The sequence below is a fragment of the uncultured Acetatifactor sp. genome (assembly GCF_948601915.1).
Classification (GTDB): Bacteria; Bacillota; Clostridia; order Lachnospirales; family Lachnospiraceae; genus Acetatifactor.
In genome coordinates this window covers 1-17,170 of record NZ_CAPDXS010000036.1, presented here as the reverse complement: position 1 = coordinate 17,170, position 17,170 = coordinate 1, and the positions used below count along the sequence as shown (strand labels likewise).

The following is a 17,170-nucleotide window of genomic DNA, read 5'->3' as shown; positions in this document are numbered from 1 at the left end:
GACTTTGATGACACAGGAGATTCCCTATGCTTATGGCTTCTCTCCTGTTTGGGATTTCGGCGAGCCTGGACGCGCTGCTGGTGGGGATCAGCTTCGGGCTGCGCGGGGTGCGGATCAGGCTCTGGCAGAATCTGACGATCAGCCTGGTCACCCTCCTGGGCACCTGCCTCTCCGTGGGGCTGGGGCATCGGCTGGCGGCCCTTCTGCCGGAGGCGGTGGGCGCGTATGCGGGAAGCCTGATCCTGATTCTCCTGGGGCTGTACTATATCGCCAAGTGGGCGGTGGCCCTGTTTCGGAGCAGCCGGGCGGCCCCGCCCCGGATTCTTGCGGACGGCGGGGAGCGGGAGGACATGGACGGGGCGGGCGCCTGCGGCGGCAGGGGAGGGCCCGGGCCCTGTCTGCGGCTGGCCCAGGTGTTCGGCTTAAGCCTGACGCTCTCCCTGAATAACCTGAGCGCGGGCCTGAGCGCCAGCATGGCGGGCCTGGCGCTGGTGCCTGCGGCAGCGGCCACCCTTGTCTGCTCCGTGCTGTTTTTGGCCTCCGGCAACAGGCTTGGCGGGTGCCATGGGCTCCAACTGGCAGGCTGCGTGGCAGAGCCGGTTTCCGGCGCCCTGCTGATCGGGCTGGGTCTGGTGCAGCTCTTCTGGTGACATCGGCGGATTCGGAACCAGAGCCCAAGCTTTTTCGCGAAATGGGAATTCTTCCTGTTTCGCTCTACATAGATTTTCTACTATTTTCCCAGATATCATTAATGGACATATACACATAAACGGCATTGAATTCTTGCCAGCCGCATAGCACAGCCAGCCATGCCGTTTATTCGGTTTTTGGACAAGATTTATTCGCTGCATATATATTGCGGAATTTCGCTGTGACAAGAATAAGCCGGGAGCGGTTGGGAAGACTGAGAGAGGACGGACTGTGCCGTCTTCGAAAGGGGAAGAGCGCCATGGCTTTATCTGTTGACTTGGATGAAAATATACGGCATATCGAATATAACCTGCCGGTGAAGGAGAGCTTCGACCTGATGACTAGGCATCTGTACCTGGGAGAGACCAGGGCCTTCTTCCTGGGGGTGAACGGCTTCTGCAGGACGGAGCTTCTGCAGCAGATCTTCTCGGACCTGCAGGACGCTTCCTATATGAAGGACGAAAGGGTGGAGGACATCCTCCGGTATATGGACGGGAAGATGGGATACGCCCAGACCTCCCTGTGCGGTTCCTGGGAGGACATCTTCCGGAATGTGCTCAGCGGCCCGGCGGCCCTGTTCATAGACGGCTTTTCCCAGGCAATCCTGATAGACGCCCGCAGCTATCCCGCCAGGGGCATCGCGGAGCCGGACCTGGAGCGGGTGACCAAGGGGTCCCGGGACGGCTTCGTGGAGACATTGCTGTTCAACGCCAACCTGATCCGCAGACGGGTGCGCTCCACGGAGCTGGTGTTCTCCATGCACTGCGTGGGGGAGGAGAGCAGGACGGACGTGGCCATTGCGTATATACGGGGCTCCGTGAACGAGGGGCTGCTGGAGATGCTCCGGGAACGGATAGGCGCCCTGCAGGTCACCTCGCTGACCATGGGGGCGAAAAGCCTGGAGGAGCTGCTGGTGCCCAGGCGCTGGTGGAACCCGCTGCCCAGCGTCCGGATGACGGAGCGGCCGGATGTGGCCTGCAGCTATCTGACGGAGGGGCATATCCTGGTATTGGTGGACAATTCGCCCCAGGTGCTGGTGCTGCCCTGCACGGTCTTCCAGTTCACCCAGAGCCCGGAGGATTATTACAAGAGCCCCGCGGTAGGCACGTATTTCCGGCTGGTGCGCTTCCTGTGCATTCCGGTGAGCCTGCTGCTCCTGCCCGTGTTCCTGCTGGTCACGGGCTGCTTCCCGGACACTGCCCGGGCCTGGGGGCTGCTCTCCGGGGGCGGCCTTACGAGAGAACGCATGTTCTTCTATATCCTGGCGGTGGAATTCCTGCTGGACCTGTTCAAGTATTCCTCCTCCTTAAGCTCCGGGAAATTCTCCGGCTCCCTGTCCATCGTGGGAGGACTGATCATCGGGGATGTGGCGGTGAGCCTGAACTGGGCCTCCGCGGACGTGCTGTTCTATGCGGCTGCCACGCTGCTGGCATCCCTGTCCATGGCGGACACCGAGTTCGCCGACGCCGTCCGGCTCTACAGGATCCTGCTGCTCCTGGGCACGGGCTTCCTGGGCCTGGGCGGCTTCCTGGCCTGCCTGGGACTCACCCTGCTGTCCGCCGCCACCACGCCTACCTTCGGGGGGATGAGCTATTTCTGGCCCCTGTTCCCCTTCAATAAAAAAGCCCTGGGCAGGCTGCTATTCCGCAGTCCTACGCCCAGGGCCCAGCCGTCCACTATATGGAATCGCGGCAAGGTTCACAGATGATCAGTTCGCCTTCTTGAACTGCAGAGGGTACTCCAGTCCGGGAAGGATCTCTCCCTGGCTGGGGTCGGCCCCGCTGGGAAGCTCCAGCTTCAGGCTGTCCCCGCTGACAGTGAAGACATCATACGCGTTCTTGTCGATCTCGGTCCCTTCCTCGGCCATGTAGAGCTTGTTGCCCTTGGCCTCGTACTTGCCGCTCGTAGCCATCTCGTTCAGCAGGTCGTCCACATTCACCTCGGCCTCGAAGGTCTCGCGCAGATAGTCCGTGATGCCGCTGCCATAGGACTCCTGGAAGGCTGCGTCGGCAGCGTCCTTGTCCAGACCCTGATTGGAGAACTCGGTGTACATCATCTCCGTGGCGAAGGCCAGGAACTCGTCCAGCCAGGCGCTGTAATTGGTCTTGAAGGACTCGGGCTCGCCGTACATCCTGAAGGTATTGTCCTCCTTGAACTCGAAGCAGATGGACATCATCAGCGGAGCGCTGAAGCCCTCGAAGTCTTCGCCCATCTCTCCCGCCAGGAGATCCGCCAGGTCATAGTCCAGGGACCATGTGCCCACCAGGTCTTTTCCGCTGTCGCTGCCGCCGCACCCGCTTATGGACAAAGCCATGACAAGGGCCAGCAGGACGACCAGCATCTTGCTTACTTTTTTCATGTCATTTCCTCCTCAATATTGGTTTAAATGAAAGCAACATATACAGTCTATCACTATTCCGCATGATTGGCAAGGAGATTGAGCTGGAAATATTAAAAATCTGGAAAAAATTTACAGCTTCCCTTGACATTTATCCCGATTTCATTATAATAAAAACAGGAATCACTACTATTGTTGTGTCTAAGAGAGGTGTCGGATGGCTGCAAGGAAACATAGCAGGCAGAGGGATTCCATCAAGGAGTTCCTGATGACCAGAGAGGATCATCCCACTGCGGATGTCATATACAGGAATGTCCGCCAGCGCAGCCCCAGCATCAGCCTTGGCACGATATACCGAAATCTCACCCTCCTGGCCCAAGACGGGGAGATCAGCCGGCTGAACCTGGGAGACGGCGTGGACCGCTTCGACGGGGACACTTCGCCCCACTATCATCTGCTGTGCGAGAAGTGCGGCGGCGTGGTGGATTTGGAGATGGATGACATCAGCTCTGTGCTGGAGAAGGCCGCGGCGCATTTCGACGGGCATGTGGCCGGGCATGTGACGTATTTCTACGGCACCTGCGGCCGCTGCACAAAGTCCGGAGGGATGGACTTGTCCGGAGGGACGGACTTGTCCGGAGGGACGGACTTGCCTAGAGGGACAGCACTGCCGGAGGACACGGCTTTGCCCGAGGAATCGGGCGCATGACACGGGTTACCAGATATTTTTCATAAAGAAAAGGAGATAAACAGTATGAAGTATGTATGTCAAGTATGCGGTTATGTTCACGAGGGCGACAATCCGCCCGCAGAGTGCCCTATCTGCCATGCTCCCGCTGAGAAGTTCACAGCGCAGGCTGCCGATAAGACATGGGCTGCAGAGCATGTGGTAGGCGTTGCCCAGGGCGTCCGCGAGGACATCGTGAAGGACCTGCGCGCCAACTTCGAGGGCGAGTGCTCTGAGGTGGGCATGTACCTTGCCATGGCCAGAGTCGCCCACAGAGAGGGCTATCCGGAGATCGGCCTGTACTGGGAGAAGGCTGCTTACGAAGAGGCTGAGCATGCCGCTAAGTTCGCGGAGATGCTGGGCGAGGTGGTGACCGATTCCACCAAGAAGAACCTGGAGATGAGGGTGGATGCCGAGAACGGCGCTACCGCAGGCAAGACGGATCTGGCCAAGAGGGCCAAGGAGTTGGGCCTGGATGCTATCCATGACACTGTTCATGAGATGGCCCGCGATGAGGCAAGGCACGGAAAGGCATTTGAAGGACTTTTGAAGAGATACTTCGGTTAAAGCGGATGCCTTGGCATTCGAAGGACTTTTGAAGAGATGCTTCGGCTAAGGCGAATGCCCCGGCTGAGAATCAAGATTCATGACATAATTCACATAATTATAGAAGGAGGAGACTTCCATGCAGAAATATTTTTGCAATCCCTGCGGATATACATACGACCCTGAGAAAGGCGACCCCGAGCACGGCATCGCTCCCGGCACCCCTTTCGAATCCCTTCCCGATGACTGGTGCTGCCCGCTGTGCGGCGTGACCAAGAGCATGTTCCAGCCCTGCATCGACAACTACAACTAAATAGAGCGCCAGAAGAGCCGCACCCCCATACCCGTTCCTGCGGGAAAGGGAAGCGGCTCTCTTTTGCGGACAGGGGCGGTGTCCGCCGGGGCCCCGCCGGGCTCATTGCAGGAACGCGTCCTCATGCTTTTTGAAGAAGTCGAAATAGGCCCGCACTCCGGCGAGCTGCGTCCACCGCTTCACGTCCACCACATCCTCGTCCATATCGTAGACCTTTGCGCCCCGCATGGCCAGCAGGAAGGGGGAGTGGGTGGATATGACGAACTGGCACCCGAAGAACCGGGCCGAGTCCTCCAGGAACTTCGCCAGCTCCTGCTGGCGCGACGGGGAGAGGCTGTTCTCCGGCTCGTCCAGAAGGTACAGGCCGTTCTCCCGGATCTTCTCCGAGAAATAGAGGAAGGCGCTCTCACCGTTGGAGTGCTCCCGCACATTGTCCATGACATTTTCCCTCACGTATCTGGACTGGGTCTTGCGGCGGGCCATGTGGACTTTCTTGAGCTGCTCGTAGTCTTCCAGGGACTTCATCCGGAAGTGGGCGTATTTGTTCTCCAGGTACTCCTCGAACAGCTTCTCCCGCTTGCCGGTGATGCCGTCGTTCAGGCATCTCAGGTTCAGCACGAAGTCGAACACGTCGTCGCTGGTGATGATCCTGCTGTCGCCTGGAATCGGCTCCCGGGTCTCGAAGTCGCACATCTGCAGATAATCCTCAAAGAAATTGGAGCGGTTGTAGGGGGAGTCCCTGGCGATTCCCGTCTTCTGGGCGATGATGTTCAAGGCCGTGGTCTTGCCGGAGCCGTTCCCGCCGTAGAGAATCGTGACCGGTTCGAAATCCAGCATCCGCAGCCCGCGCTTCGAGAGCACCTGGAAGGGATAGAAGGTGTCGTAGCAGGTCCGTTTGATCCCCATCAGGAAGCTGTACTCCCGCTCTATGTCAGGGAAGGAGAAATGTGACAGATAGATCATTTCATCAGTCCTTTCAGCTCCTCCAGCAGCTCTAAGTCGGACTGCTGTACCTTGATGTTGGTGGTGACAGGCTCCTCGCCGGGCCTGGTGACGCTCAGTTCGATTACAGTCCCTTCTTCAATCTGCCTGGAAAAGACGGATTTCAGAAAGGCCCCGAATTTTGGATGGTTATGGTTGAATTGATTCCTGGCGCCGATTAGTTTCAGCATTGATGCGGCATTCATGCCGTTTAATCCGCTCATGGTTCCCTCCTGCATCGCTCATTTTGGAATTCTTTTTAAAACTTCCTTCATTTAAAAATATTTGTCACTTGTATATAATGAGAAAATATGGTAAGATAGTAATCGAGAATACAAGGACGTAATAATGATGGTGTACCACCACAGGAAGTTGCCGCTTCCTGTGGCAAGGTTGGTAGCGTTACCTACCACACGATACAGACAGAGTCTGCGATACACACAATGGTATTATAACGCATTTGTGGTAAAATTACAATGCCTTTTACTGTGTGGAGACTGGCCCGTCTGGAAGCCTTATGAATACACGAGGTGGAAAGTGTGGACGCATGCTTGACGCCTCGTTCTTGGTTCTCACCTGAATGTCCTCGGCGGCGGAGCGCTCTGTCGCCCTGGGCGTTCTAAGTGAGGCACATATAGGAGCAATGTGTATGTGTCCGGAATCTGCGGGCACAGCCATTCTGAAACAGGGGGAATTAAAGTATGGGAGAATTGAACAGTCTGTTTATGGATGCAACAGAGAAGAAAGCGGCGATCTTAGGGGAGGGCTTTCTGTACAAGTTTCTCGAGGAGGGCTGCATGAAGAGCCACTTCTGCGTGCTGACGGATAAGCGCGTATATGTGAAGGGCAGGTATTTCCACAGTACGGGCCGCGCCTATCGGGTCAGGGAGGGAGATTATACCATTGACGTGAAGGACGTCACCGGCTCGGGCTTTTCCACCGCCAGGTTCGGCTTCGTCTTCGCGCTGGGGATCGCGTTCGTGATCCTGCTGAGCGTGCTGGCCGGCTTCTTCCTGCTGTTCGTGGAGAAGGTGGATCATGTCTACTTCGGGCTCCAGGCCATCGTCAGCAGCTGCTTCATCGTGATGTGCATAGGGCTGGTGGCCGTGCCTGTGTGCTACCTGGTCAGGCCGTTTAAGATATTCGTGATCGAGTATACCGGCGGCAAAATCGCTTTCCTGTCCTTCGAACTTCTGGAGCCGGATTTCAGGGCGTTCCAGCAGGAGCTGTACAAGGCGAAGGACGCCTTCTCGCCCGTGGCCTCCCGCAGGGACGGCTGTGCGGACTGCCCGGAGCGCAAGGACGCGGATTCCGCAGAAAGCCTGGCCTCTCCAGCCTGACTCCGGTTTTGCGGTGGGTGGCTGACCATAACTGAAAAGTAACTTTTAATCAGCATTTTTAACATTTTAGCTTGACAAACAAAAATCCACAAGATTATAATAGTATATCAGAACATACGTCACAGAAAGCAAATGCCATGACGAAGAGAGTAGCTGTTCCGGGAAAGCCCCAGCGAGCCGGTGAGGGTGCGAGACCGGCGCAAGTAGAGGGACAGTGAAGATCGCTTCCGAGCAGGCAGGACAAAAGCCAAGGACTCAGATTCCCTTAAAATACGGTCAGCGGGCCGCGGTGGGGAGAGGGTTCCGGATCAGTAGTCCTGCACGGCATTCCCCCGTTACGGGAAATCGCATCATTTCCGTGAGGAGAGCTCTTGGCAGTGGGATACCGCGCCGGGGAGGGAACCCATACGGATACGTGCGCTGTAACAGGTGGTGAAACGAATGCGTCAGGCTTCGTCCTATTGCGGGACGGAGTCTTTTTGCGTAGGAGGCAATCGTCTGCCCTGCCGGGGGAGGCGCACTGTCTGCCGTGCAGGCCGTTTGCCGCAGGAAGAAGCTTTCGGTGTCCGTGAGAAATGCCGGGCAGTCTGCCCGGCGGCAATGCAGGGAAAACAGGAAGACGACCAAAAAGCAAAAAAGTCTACAACCAAAAACAGCCCGAAAGGGCAATCGCCAAAAGGCAGAACCAGGAAAGGAAACGCGACAATGTACAAACAGGTTTCAGCCAATGTCAGTCTGGTAGAACGCGAAAAAGAAGTGGAAAGATTCTGGCGGGAGAACGATATCTTCCGGAAGACCATCGACAGCCGGAAGGAGGGTCCGGTCTATACCTTCTACGACGGCCCGCCCACGGCCAACGGCAAGCCCCACATCGGCCATGTGGAGACCCGCACCATCAAGGACATGATTCCCAGATACCGCACCATGAAGGGATGCATGGTGCCCCGGAAGGCGGGCTGGGACACCCATGGCCTGCCCGTGGAGCTGGAGGTGGAGAAGCTCTTAGGGCTGGACGGCAAGGAGCAGATCGAGGAGTACGGCCTGGCGCCCTTCATCGACAAATGCAAGGAGAGCGTCTGGAAGTACAAGGGCATGTGGGAGGAATTCTCCGGCTCCGTGGGCTTCTGGGCGGACATGGACGCCCCTTACGTGACCTATCATGACGACTATATCGAGTCCGAATGGTGGGCGCTGAAGACCATCTGGGACAAAGGGCTCTTATACAAGGGCTTCAAAATCGTGCCCTACTGCCCCCGCTGCGGCACCCCGCTGTCCAGCCACGAGGTGGCCCAGGGCTACAAGGCGGTGAAGGAGCGCTCCGCGGTGGCGCGCTTCAAATGCGTGGGGGAGGAGGCCTATTTCCTGGCGTGGACTACGACACCCTGGACATTGCCCTCCAATGTGGCCCTGTGCGTGAACCCGGATGAGGCCTATGTGAAGGTGAAGGCCGCTGACGGCTATACCTATTACATGGCCCAGGCCCTGCTGGACACTGTGCTGGGAGGCCTGGCGGAAGAGGGAACGGCGGCTTACCAGGTGCTGGAGACCTACAAGGGCACGGATCTGGAGCATAAAGAGTATGAGCCCCTGTTCGCCTGTTCCGGAGAGGAAGCCGCCCGCCAGGGCAAAAAGGCCCATTACGTCACTTGTGACACATATGTCACAATGTCGGACGGTACAGGCATCGTGCACATCGCCCCCGCCTTCGGTGAGGACGATGCAAACGTAGGCAGGAAGTACGGTCTGCCCCTGGTGCAGTTCGTGGACGGCAAGGGGCATATGACGGAGGAGACCCCCTACGCCGGGAAATTCGTGAAGGACGCGGATGCCGATATCCTGAAGGATTTAGATAAGGAAGGAAAGCTGTTCTCCGCGCCGAAGTTCGAGCACGATTATCCCTTCTGCTGGCGCTGCGACACGCCCCTGATCTACTACGCCAGAGAGTCCTGGTTCATCAAGATGACCGCCGTGAAGGACGACCTGGTGCGCAACAACAAGACCATCAACTGGATCCCGCCCACCATCGGCGAGGGGCGCTTCGGCAACTGGCTGGAGAACATCCAGGACTGGGGCATCTCCAGGAACCGCTACTGGGGCACGCCCCTGAATATCTGGGAGTGCCAGTGCGGGCATATGGAATCCGTGGGCAGCAGGGATCAGCTTGCCGCCCTCACCGGGGATGAGAGGACTAAGGACGTCGAGCTGCACCGCCCTTATATCGACGAGGTGACCTTCCCCTGCCCCAAGTGCGGGAAGACCATGAAGCGGGTGCCGGAGGTCATCGACTGCTGGTTCGACTCCGGGGCCATGCCCTTTGCCCAGCATCATTATCCTTTTGAGAATAAAGACTTGTTCGAACAGCAGTTCCCGGCCGACTTCATCTCCGAGGCCGTGGACCAGACCAGGGGATGGTTCTACTCCCTGCTGGCGGAGTCCACTCTGCTCTTCAATAAGGCCCCCTACGAGAATGTCATCGTGCTGGGCCTGGTGGCGGACGAGGACGGCCAGAAGATGAGCAAGTCCAAGGGGAATGTGGTGGATCCCTTCCAGGCCCTGGAAGAGTACGGCGCGGACGCCATCCGGTGGTATTTCTACACCAGCGCCGCCCCCTGGCTGCCCAAGCGCTTCTCCGGCAAGACCGTGCTGGAGGGACAGCACAAGTTCCTGGATAAGCTCTGGAACACCTATACCTTCTTCGTGCTGTATGCCAATATCGATGGGTTCGATGCGTCAAAACATACCCTGGAATACGAAAAACTGCCCGTGATGGACAAGTGGCTCCTGTCCAGGCTGAACACCGTGGTGGGACAGGTGGACGCGGATTTGGACAAATACCGTATCCCCGAGGCCGCCAAGGCCCTGCAGGACTTCGTGGAGGAGATGAGCAACTGGTACGTGCGCCGCAGCCGTGAGCGCTTCTGGGCAAAGGGCATGGAGCAGGACAAGATCAACGCCTATATGACCCTGCACACGGCGTTGGTGACGGTGTGCAAGGCAGCGGCTCCCATGATTCCCTTCATGACGGAGGAAATCTACCGGAATTTGGTGTGCAGCACCGACGGAAGCGCGCCGGAGAGCATCCACCTGTGCGATTTCCCGACAGTAAAAGAGTGTTTTATAGATAAAAAGCTGGAGGCGGACATGGAGGAGGTGCTGGAGGCCGTGGTGCTGGGCCGGGCCTGCCGCAATGCCGCCGCAATCAAGAACCGCCAGCCCATCAGCAGGATGTACGTGAAGATGGGGGCAGGGCAGACCGATTCGGAGGGCAGGTCCGCATCGGGAGAAGGCGCAGCAGGCGCGGCGGCCGGCATATCGGCAGAGGGAGGACAGGATGCCACGGGGACAGTGGGGACGGCCCAGGGCCTGGACGGCTTCTGCACCGCCATCATCCGGGACGAGCTGAACGTGAAGGAAGTGGTCTACACGGAAGATGTGCGGGATTACACCACCTACACCTTCAAGCCCCAGCTCCGCACGGTAGGGCCCAAATACGGCAAGCAGCTGGGCGGGATCCAGAAGACGCTGGCGGCGCTGGACGGCAATGCCGCCATGGATGAGCTGGATGCAAGCGGAAAGCTCGCCTTTGAGGTGAACGGAGCGGCCGTGGAGCTGACCAAGGACGACCTGCTGATCGACATGACCCAGAAGCCGGGCTACGTGTCCCAGGAGAACGGCAGGATGACCGTGGTGCTGGACACCAACCTGACGGAGGAGCTGATCGAGGAGGGCTTCGTCTACGAGCTGATCAGCAAGATCCAGACCATGCGCAAGGACGCGGGCTTCCAGGTCATGGACCACATCAGGGTGTCCGTGAACGGAAACGGGAAGCTGGCAGCGATCGCTGCCAGGAACGCGGATTCCATCTCGGGCAAGGTGCTGGCCGAGGAGCTGACGGAGGGGAAAGATTTCGCGGTGGCGAAGGAATGGAACGTGAACGGCGAGAAAGCCACTATCGCCATCGAGAAGGCGTAAACGAACAGAAGCGATTGCCATACCGGCATGGAGAGGCGTATGTCTGTCCATGCCGGGCTTTTTTATGCCCGGGAGGCAGCGGCAGGGAAGAATAAGGATTGTATAATTGCGCCGCCCGTGTTAGACTGTAATCAGTGCAGGCAAAGGAGGTATACGGATGAAGCAGGCATACATAGTGGGGATAGGGGGCTGCAGCGCCAGCGGCAAGTCCACTTTGAGCGACAGGCTGGAGGAGCGGCTGGAGGGCTACAGGGTCAAGGTTTTCCATATGGACAAGTATTTCAGAGAGCCCTCGGAGCGCCCGGAAATCGTAGGCATTCTGGACGGCAGGACCTACCGGGACGACAACCATCCGAATACGATGGACCTGGACAGGCTCCACGCGGACGTGGCGGCTGTCAGGGAGGCGGAAGACGTGGATGTAGTCCTGATAGAGGGGATGTTCATCCTCTGGGACCAGGCCATGGCGCCATTGCTTGACCTGAAGGTGTTCGTGGACTGCGACCAGGACGAGAGGCTGAGGCGGCGCATCTCCCGGAACCTGAACTACGGCTACGACCTGGACGACATCATGGACAGATATGTCCAGGCCGTCCAGCCCAGGCAGCGGCAGTATGTGGAGTCCTCCAAGTGGAACGCGGACATCATCGTCAACGGCTTCCGGAACGTGGACGGAGGGCCCGCGGGGATAGACATCATCCTGTCCTGGATCCGGCAGAAGATGGCGGAGGGCTGAGGGCCCGGGGAATCCTGAAACGCCGGGATTCCGCGGTCTGGGAGTAGGCCGGGGCCGCGCGGGAAGCGGGCAGTATGCCGGGGCCGCAGCTCCCGGCCTGTCATCCGACCAGTGCAAGCAATACGGGGATGGTGAACACGCATAGAATCGTAGTCAGGATGATGGCAGCGCTGCAGGTGCTGCCATCAATGCCCTTCTGGTTCCCCAGGATCAGGGGCATGTTGCCGATGGGCATGCCGAACATGACCATGCACACGGAGAGCAGGGCAGCATCGTCCGTGGCCAGCCTCACCAGGGGCAGCATCAGAAGGGGCAGCGCCAGGAGCTTCACCACGGAGAAGACATAGAGCTTCGGCTGGCAGAAGATGCGCTTCGGGTCCGTGTGGGCCAGGGCGAAGCCCACGGCAACCAGCGCCATGGGGGAGGTCACGTTCCCCAGATAGGTCACCGCTGTCATGAGGAAGCCCGGGAGGGGGATGTTCAGCACGATGATGAGGACGGCGGCCAGGCCGGATATCAGCCCCGGATTCACCATGGCTTTCAGGGAGGACAGGGAGAACTTCCCGTCCATCAGCGCCACCCCGTAGGTATAGAACACGATGGTGTACAGCAGCAGGAACTCGGTGACATAGACCACGTACTGGGTCCCCAGTATGCTGCCCACCACCGGTATGCCGATGAACCCCAGGTTAGAGAAGACGAACATCATCTGGAAAATCTTTTTCTGGTCGGGCTGCCTCTCGAACAGAGGGGACAGGATCATGCCCGCCGCGATCAGGATGGCGAACATGCCGATGGCGATCAGCCCCACCAAAACGATCGTGCTCAAGGGAATCAGCCCCACGGAGCCGGCCGCGCTGGAGATCATCAGCATGGGATTGAACACGTTCACGATCATTTTGGACATCTGGGTGTTGGTGTGCTCGTCCATCATCCCCTTCCTGGCCATGAACCATCCGGCCCCGATCATGATTAGCAGTGAAAGCATCTGGAAAAATACGGTAAGTATGGCCATGTGAAGCGCTTCCCTCCATTTTCTTTTCGAAATAAAACCCTGATATCGACTGTCTCAAATATATACTGCACACCGGTTAAATTTGCAGTGCAACCCGACTGCAGACCGCCAGCCAAGTACTTTCCCGAAGACGCCACTGTAAATCCTGGCGGTCTACAGTATAATACTGCACACCGATTAAATTTGCAGTGCAACCCGACTGTAGACCGCCAGCCAGGTACTTTCCCGAAGACGCCACTGTAAATCCTGGCGGTCTACAGTATAATACTGCACACCGATTAAATTTGCAGTGCAACCCGACTGTAGACCGCCAGCCAGGTACTTTCCCGAAGACGCCACTGTAAATCCTGGCGGTCTACAGTATAATACATTTCCGGGTAAAAGTAAAGTTTTGAATAAATTTTCCCCGATGTGGGACAATAACTCCATTGCGCGACATAAGACACAGATGACTATGCAGAGGTGGAGGTTCACATGGCAAAGACAGTGGATGGGAACGGAAATGTGAAGGAAGACAGGAGCGGCGGGCGCCCTTTCGGGATTCGGGACAAGATAGGGTACATGTTCGGGGATTTCGGCAATGATTTCAGCTTCATATTCGCCAGCAGCTACCTGATGGTATTCTATACCAAGGTGCTGGGGCTGAGCGGCTTCGCCGTGGGGCTGCTGTTTCTGGGGGCCAGGTTCGTAGACGCTTTTACGGATGTGACCATGGGGCGTATCGTAGACCATATGCGGCCGGCAAGAGACGGCAGGTTCCGGTCGTGGATCAGGCGCATGTGTGTTCCTGTGGCCCTGGCCAGCACCGTCATGTACCTGTATTTCGTGAGGGACTGGCCCTATGGGGCGAAGCTGGTGTATGTGACACTCACGTACCTGCTGTGGAGCAGTTTCTGCTATACGGCCATCAACATCCCCTACGGCTCCATGGCCTCTGTGATCAGCCCGGACGTGAAGGACAGGGCCGCCCTCTCCACCTTCCGCAGCATCGGCGCAAGCCTGGCGGGACTGGCCATCGGGGTGCTGGTGCCGCTGATCGTATACAGGACGGACGAGGCCGGGAATCAGATTGTGCTGCCCGTGCGCTTTACGCTGACCGCAATCGTGTTCGGCGTGCTGGCCATCGTCTGCTATGTGCTCTGCTACACGCTGTGCCGGGAACGGGTGGTCTTTGAAAAAAAGGAAGGCGCCGGGGAGGGCTTCCTGGACATGCTCAAAGGCCTTGGGCGCAACAGGCCCCTGCTGGCGCTGGTGTGCGCCGCTTTGGTGCTGCTGCTGGCCACGCTGCTTGGGCAGGCCATGAACAATTACCTGTTCCTGGACTATTTCAGGAATGCGAAAGCGCTGTCCGTGGCCAATGTGGTGGGAATCGGCGGCACGCTGCTGCTGGCCCCCTTCATCTCCGCCATTGTGCTGAAATTCGGCAAGAAGGAGGCCGGGGCCGTGGGGATGCTGGTGGCGGGGGCGGTGTACCTGCTGCTGTACCTTCTGCGGGTGAAGAGCATCCCGCTGTTCATGGGATTGCTGTTTTTGGGCACTCTTGGGGCGGGGCTCTTCAATATGGTCATCTGGGCCTTCATCACGGATATCATCGACTACCAGGAAATCGCCACCGGCAGGCGGGAGGACGGCACGGTCTACGCGGTGTACTCCTTTGCCAGGAAGGTGGGGCAGGCCCTGGCGGGGGGCCTGGGCGGGTTCGTGCTGACTGCCATCGGCTATGTGTCGGAGGCCCCGTCCCAGACCCAGGCGGTATCGGAGCGGATCTACACGGTGGCCACTCTGGTGCCGGGGGTCAGCTATCTGGTGGTGTTCCTGATCATATGGTTCGCCTATCCCCTGACGAAGCGGGAGGTGGAGCGGAATACGGAAATCCTGCGCAGGAAGCGGGAGGAGGCCTAGTGCCCCATTGAAAGCCGCTGGGGGCTCCGCGCAATGGAATCCCGGCCTGTCCCCCCAAAAGGCCGTATTTGTCATTGACAATGTATGCCATATCGGGTACGATAAATAGGACCAGAACGGATCCGGGACAGCTTACGGTCCGACGGCCGCGGGAAGCGGCGCAAGGAGGCATATGAAGCTCAATACATCAAAGATAACCGTCCCTGGCCTGTGGGATGCCATACAGGCGCACGAGGGAAAACAATTTCTCACCAAGAAAGGCCTTCCTTTTACCTATACCATCAAGGGAGGGGAGCTGTTCACTGACAGGCGGGAGCGCTCCATCACCAGGAGCACCTTCGAGAAGGCCTATGAGAAGCTGATACAGGATCAGACAGGCGAGGATGCGCCGAGGAAGATCGTGGGGCCCAAGACCCTGAACCTCTACGGCGCGCCTTACATATGGGCTGTATTCATGGGGATCGGCCTGATCGAGGAGACCGTGTACGTCCAGGAGGAGATGGACCTGGAGGGCTGAGCCCTCCGGGCCTTGCCGACAGAACGTATCCGGAGCTGCGATATGCCGAACGACTGCCTGTTGGGCGGCATCCGCGGCCTTTAGCCCCGCACGCAGGCGATCACCGCCCGGATTGGCTCCCCCTCCGGGGAGAGGATGCGGTACGCCCCGGCGGCCTCTGGCACGATGCAGGTCTCCGCGTAGTGGAGCGCGAAGGGCGGGAAGTTCTCCGATTGGCTTAAGAGCAGGGCATGGGAGCCCTCCACCAGATTGATGACATGGACGCTGCCGTTTCGGCGGATCGGCAGCTCTTTTTTCGTGCTGACGCGGTAGGTGTCCAGGAATTCCCGCAGGTGCAGCCCGGTGCGCTCCACAGTCCCGTTTTCATCTTCATGTATTATCGTAATTGCGTTTATCAGATTCTCTCTTACCCACTCGGTATCCCTCTCCCATTGAATGTTGGCCATACCGTGCTCCAGGTGGATGGGGCGGGGCCTGCCGTCCAGGTCCAGCCGCCCCCAGTCCCAGAGCTTGAAGGTGAAGATATAGGGGGTGGCGCTGATTTCCAGCACCATGGTATCCGCGCCGGAGCAGTGCACCGTTCCGGCGGGGATCAGCACATGGTCGTGCTTCTTCACGGGGATGCGGTTGACGAACCTTTCCGCGGGGAAGGCCGCGCCGCCGCTCTGGGCTTCCTCCAGGGCCCGGCACATCTCCTCCGGGTCGGTGCCTGTCCGAATCCCCAGATAGACGCAGGGGTCCTCGCCCTGGGCGTCCAGCAGGTAGTAGCTCTCGTCCTGGGTGTAGTGCATGTTGAAATGCTGTTGGATATATTCCGTCAGGGGATGCACCTGGAGGGACAGGTTCTGGCCGTTCATGGTGTCCAGCATGTCGAAGCGGATGGGGAATTCCCGGCCGAAGCGGGCGTGTACCCTGTCCCCCAGCAGCTCCTTCGGATGGGAATGGACCAGGTTCAGCGCGGGGGTCTGGAGGAGTTGTCCGCCGAAATCCAGAAGGAGGCTGTTCTCCTCCGGCACGCCGTCGAAGCTCCAGGCGTAGTTGCTGCCGTTCTCCGGCAGACCGAAGCGGGCCGCCATCCAGTCCCCGCCCCATACGCCGGGGTCGAAGTAGGGCACCATGCGGAAGGGCTGCCCGGCTGCCTGTGCGAGGGCTGCCCGGTAAGCCTCCCCCGAGACCATGGCGGGGGCGCCTTCCGTGGTCATGTCCAGATAGAAGTCCATCCGGGGAAGGAGGCCGTCCTTCACCCGGTCTGCCCAGCGCCATTCGGCGAAATAGCCTCTTTTGTATTTCTCGTTCCGGGGGAGGGAGGTCCTGGCAGTCCGCCAGTTGGAGAGCCCCCGGCGGTAGCGGAGCTGGATCTCCCAGCGGGTGATGTCCGCCAGAACCAGGATGTCGCCCCGGCAGACCAGGGACGCGCCCACCCCGTATACCAGCACGATGCCGGAATCCACGGCATCTATCTGGCGGCGGGCGGCGTCCAGGTTCTCCGGCGGGAAGAATTCCTCCAGCCGCCTGGTGGTCATGACGGCGAAGACCGGGTCGTCCGTCAGGTCGCGCCGGATCTGGGCATCGATGGCCTCCGGGGCCAGGGCCAGGTCATCGCTGTGGATGGTGGCTGTGGGCTCCAGCGGGGAGAAGAGGGCCCGCAGTTCTTCCTGGTCCACGCCGGGATAGGCCTCTGCGATGATTACAATTCTGTCGTTATTTTCTGTCGGATGGATCAGAGAGGAGAGGCGCGCCTGGATGGCGTCTCTGCCTGGGGCTACAGCGCCGTCATAGCCGGTGACGGGGATGGTGGGGAACTGTCTGTAAGGGTGGGACGGGCGTTCATATGTCATGGGATACCTCCGTGTGGATGTGGATGCCGGCAGTGGCGGCGTTGTGTGTGGAATCCGGCGCCGCCCGGTAAGGCTCTCTGTTCCGGAGGCTGTGGGGCTTTGGCTCCGGAACCGGGACGGAACGGGTTTGGCGGACAGCGCTTTCCGCCGCCCGGGCGTCTTTATTCCCGCGAGCAATGCGTCAAGCGGCCGTGCTTGCATGCACATTTGACGAATGCCGCGAGGGTCAAATACCAAAGTGTCCGAAGGACACTT

General features: G+C 58.9%; 16 protein-coding genes. 11 read left to right on the top strand and 5 right to left on the bottom strand.

Annotated features, from left to right (window positions below):
• Positions 1-26: 26 nt before the first annotated feature.
• On the top strand, positions 27-650 hold the full coding sequence (locus Q2B33_RS08240; protein WP_300569371.1) for a manganese efflux pump: 624 nt from the start codon (positions 27-29) through the stop codon (positions 648-650).
• A gap of 245 nt (positions 651-895) precedes the next feature.
• The gene (locus Q2B33_RS08235) at positions 896-2,398 is read left to right on the top strand and encodes a spore germination protein (protein ID WP_300569367.1); all 1,503 of its coding nucleotides are present in this window, start codon (positions 896-898) and stop codon (positions 2,396-2,398) included.
• Here Q2B33_RS08235 and Q2B33_RS08230 read toward each other — a convergent pair whose 3' ends face one another.
• Positions 2,399-3,049: a hypothetical protein gene (locus Q2B33_RS08230; RefSeq protein WP_300569364.1), complete on the bottom strand. Its 651-nt coding sequence runs from the start codon at positions 3,047-3,049 to the stop codon at positions 2,399-2,401. It lies immediately after the preceding gene.
• 62 nt (positions 3,050-3,111) lie between these two features.
• On the opposite strand from Q2B33_RS08230, the gene Q2B33_RS08225 reads away from it, so the two are divergent.
• From Q2B33_RS08225 to rd, 4 genes are all read left to right on the top strand, one after another.
• On the top strand, positions 3,112-3,297 hold the full coding sequence (locus Q2B33_RS08225; RefSeq protein WP_300815338.1) for a hypothetical protein: 186 nt from the start codon (positions 3,112-3,114) through the stop codon (positions 3,295-3,297).
• Positions 3,246-3,737 carry a transcriptional repressor gene (locus Q2B33_RS08220; protein ID WP_330684667.1) on the top strand — a complete coding sequence of 164 codons (492 nt, stop codon included), beginning with the start codon at positions 3,246-3,248 and terminating at the stop codon, positions 3,735-3,737. The genes Q2B33_RS08225 and Q2B33_RS08220 overlap by 52 nt, the downstream gene beginning before the upstream one ends.
• A 45-nt stretch (positions 3,738-3,782) precedes the next feature.
• Positions 3,783-4,322 (top strand): NADH peroxidase, encoded by a 540-nt coding sequence (locus tag Q2B33_RS08215; protein WP_296464620.1) that lies wholly within the window; start codon positions 3,783-3,785, stop codon positions 4,320-4,322.
• A gap of 118 nt (positions 4,323-4,440) precedes the next feature.
• Positions 4,441-4,614 (top strand): rubredoxin, encoded by a 174-nt coding sequence (gene rd / locus Q2B33_RS08210; protein WP_296470822.1) that lies wholly within the window; start codon positions 4,441-4,443, stop codon positions 4,612-4,614.
• A gap of 102 nt (positions 4,615-4,716) precedes the next feature.
• Here the strand turns inward: rd and Q2B33_RS08205 are convergent, their stop codons facing one another.
• On the bottom strand, positions 4,717-5,577 hold the full coding sequence (locus tag Q2B33_RS08205; protein WP_300569359.1) for an AAA family ATPase: 861 nt from the start codon (positions 5,575-5,577) through the stop codon (positions 4,717-4,719).
• The gene (locus Q2B33_RS08200; protein WP_296464628.1) at positions 5,574-5,819 is read right to left on the bottom strand and encodes a hypothetical protein; all 246 of its coding nucleotides are present in this window, start codon (positions 5,817-5,819) and stop codon (positions 5,574-5,576) included. Before Q2B33_RS08200 ends, Q2B33_RS08205 begins: the two co-directional genes overlap by 4 nt.
• 477 nt (positions 5,820-6,296) lie before the next feature.
• Between Q2B33_RS08200 and Q2B33_RS08195 the strand changes: the two genes are divergently transcribed.
• The 3 genes from Q2B33_RS08195 (at position 6,297) to Q2B33_RS08185 (ending at position 11,643) form a co-directional block, all read left to right on the top strand.
• Entirely contained in the window at positions 6,297-6,935 is a 639-nt protein-coding gene (locus Q2B33_RS08195) for a hypothetical protein (RefSeq protein ID WP_300569354.1), read from the top strand.
• Between the two features lie 705 nt (positions 6,936-7,640).
• Positions 7,641-10,907, top strand: coding sequence for an isoleucine--tRNA ligase (gene ileS, locus Q2B33_RS08190; protein ID WP_300569351.1), 3,267 nt, complete (start codon positions 7,641-7,643; stop codon positions 10,905-10,907).
• 157 nt (positions 10,908-11,064) lie between these two features.
• Positions 11,065-11,643, top strand: coding sequence for a uridine kinase (locus tag Q2B33_RS08185; protein WP_300569348.1), 579 nt, complete (start codon positions 11,065-11,067; stop codon positions 11,641-11,643).
• Between the two features lie 100 nt (positions 11,644-11,743).
• Here Q2B33_RS08185 and Q2B33_RS08180 read toward each other — a convergent pair whose 3' ends face one another.
• Entirely contained in the window at positions 11,744-12,658 is a 915-nt protein-coding gene (locus tag Q2B33_RS08180) for an AEC family transporter (RefSeq protein ID WP_300569345.1), read from the bottom strand.
• Between the two features lie 474 nt (positions 12,659-13,132).
• Between Q2B33_RS08180 and Q2B33_RS08175 the strand changes: the two genes are divergently transcribed.
• Together Q2B33_RS08175 and Q2B33_RS08170 are read left to right on the top strand one after the other, a co-directional pair.
• A complete protein-coding gene (locus Q2B33_RS08175) occupies positions 13,133-14,560 on the top strand; it encodes an MFS transporter (protein WP_300569342.1) in 1,428 nt (475 codons plus the stop codon).
• Positions 14,561-14,732: 172 nt separating this feature from the next.
• A complete protein-coding gene (locus Q2B33_RS08170; RefSeq protein ID WP_296455707.1) occupies positions 14,733-15,077 on the top strand; it encodes a hypothetical protein in 345 nt (114 codons plus the stop codon).
• Positions 15,078-15,157: 80 nt separating this feature from the next.
• Here Q2B33_RS08170 and Q2B33_RS08165 read toward each other — a convergent pair whose 3' ends face one another.
• Entirely contained in the window at positions 15,158-16,915 is a 1,758-nt protein-coding gene (locus tag Q2B33_RS08165) for a class I mannose-6-phosphate isomerase (protein WP_300569338.1), read from the bottom strand.
• Positions 16,916-17,170 lie beyond the last annotated feature (255 nt).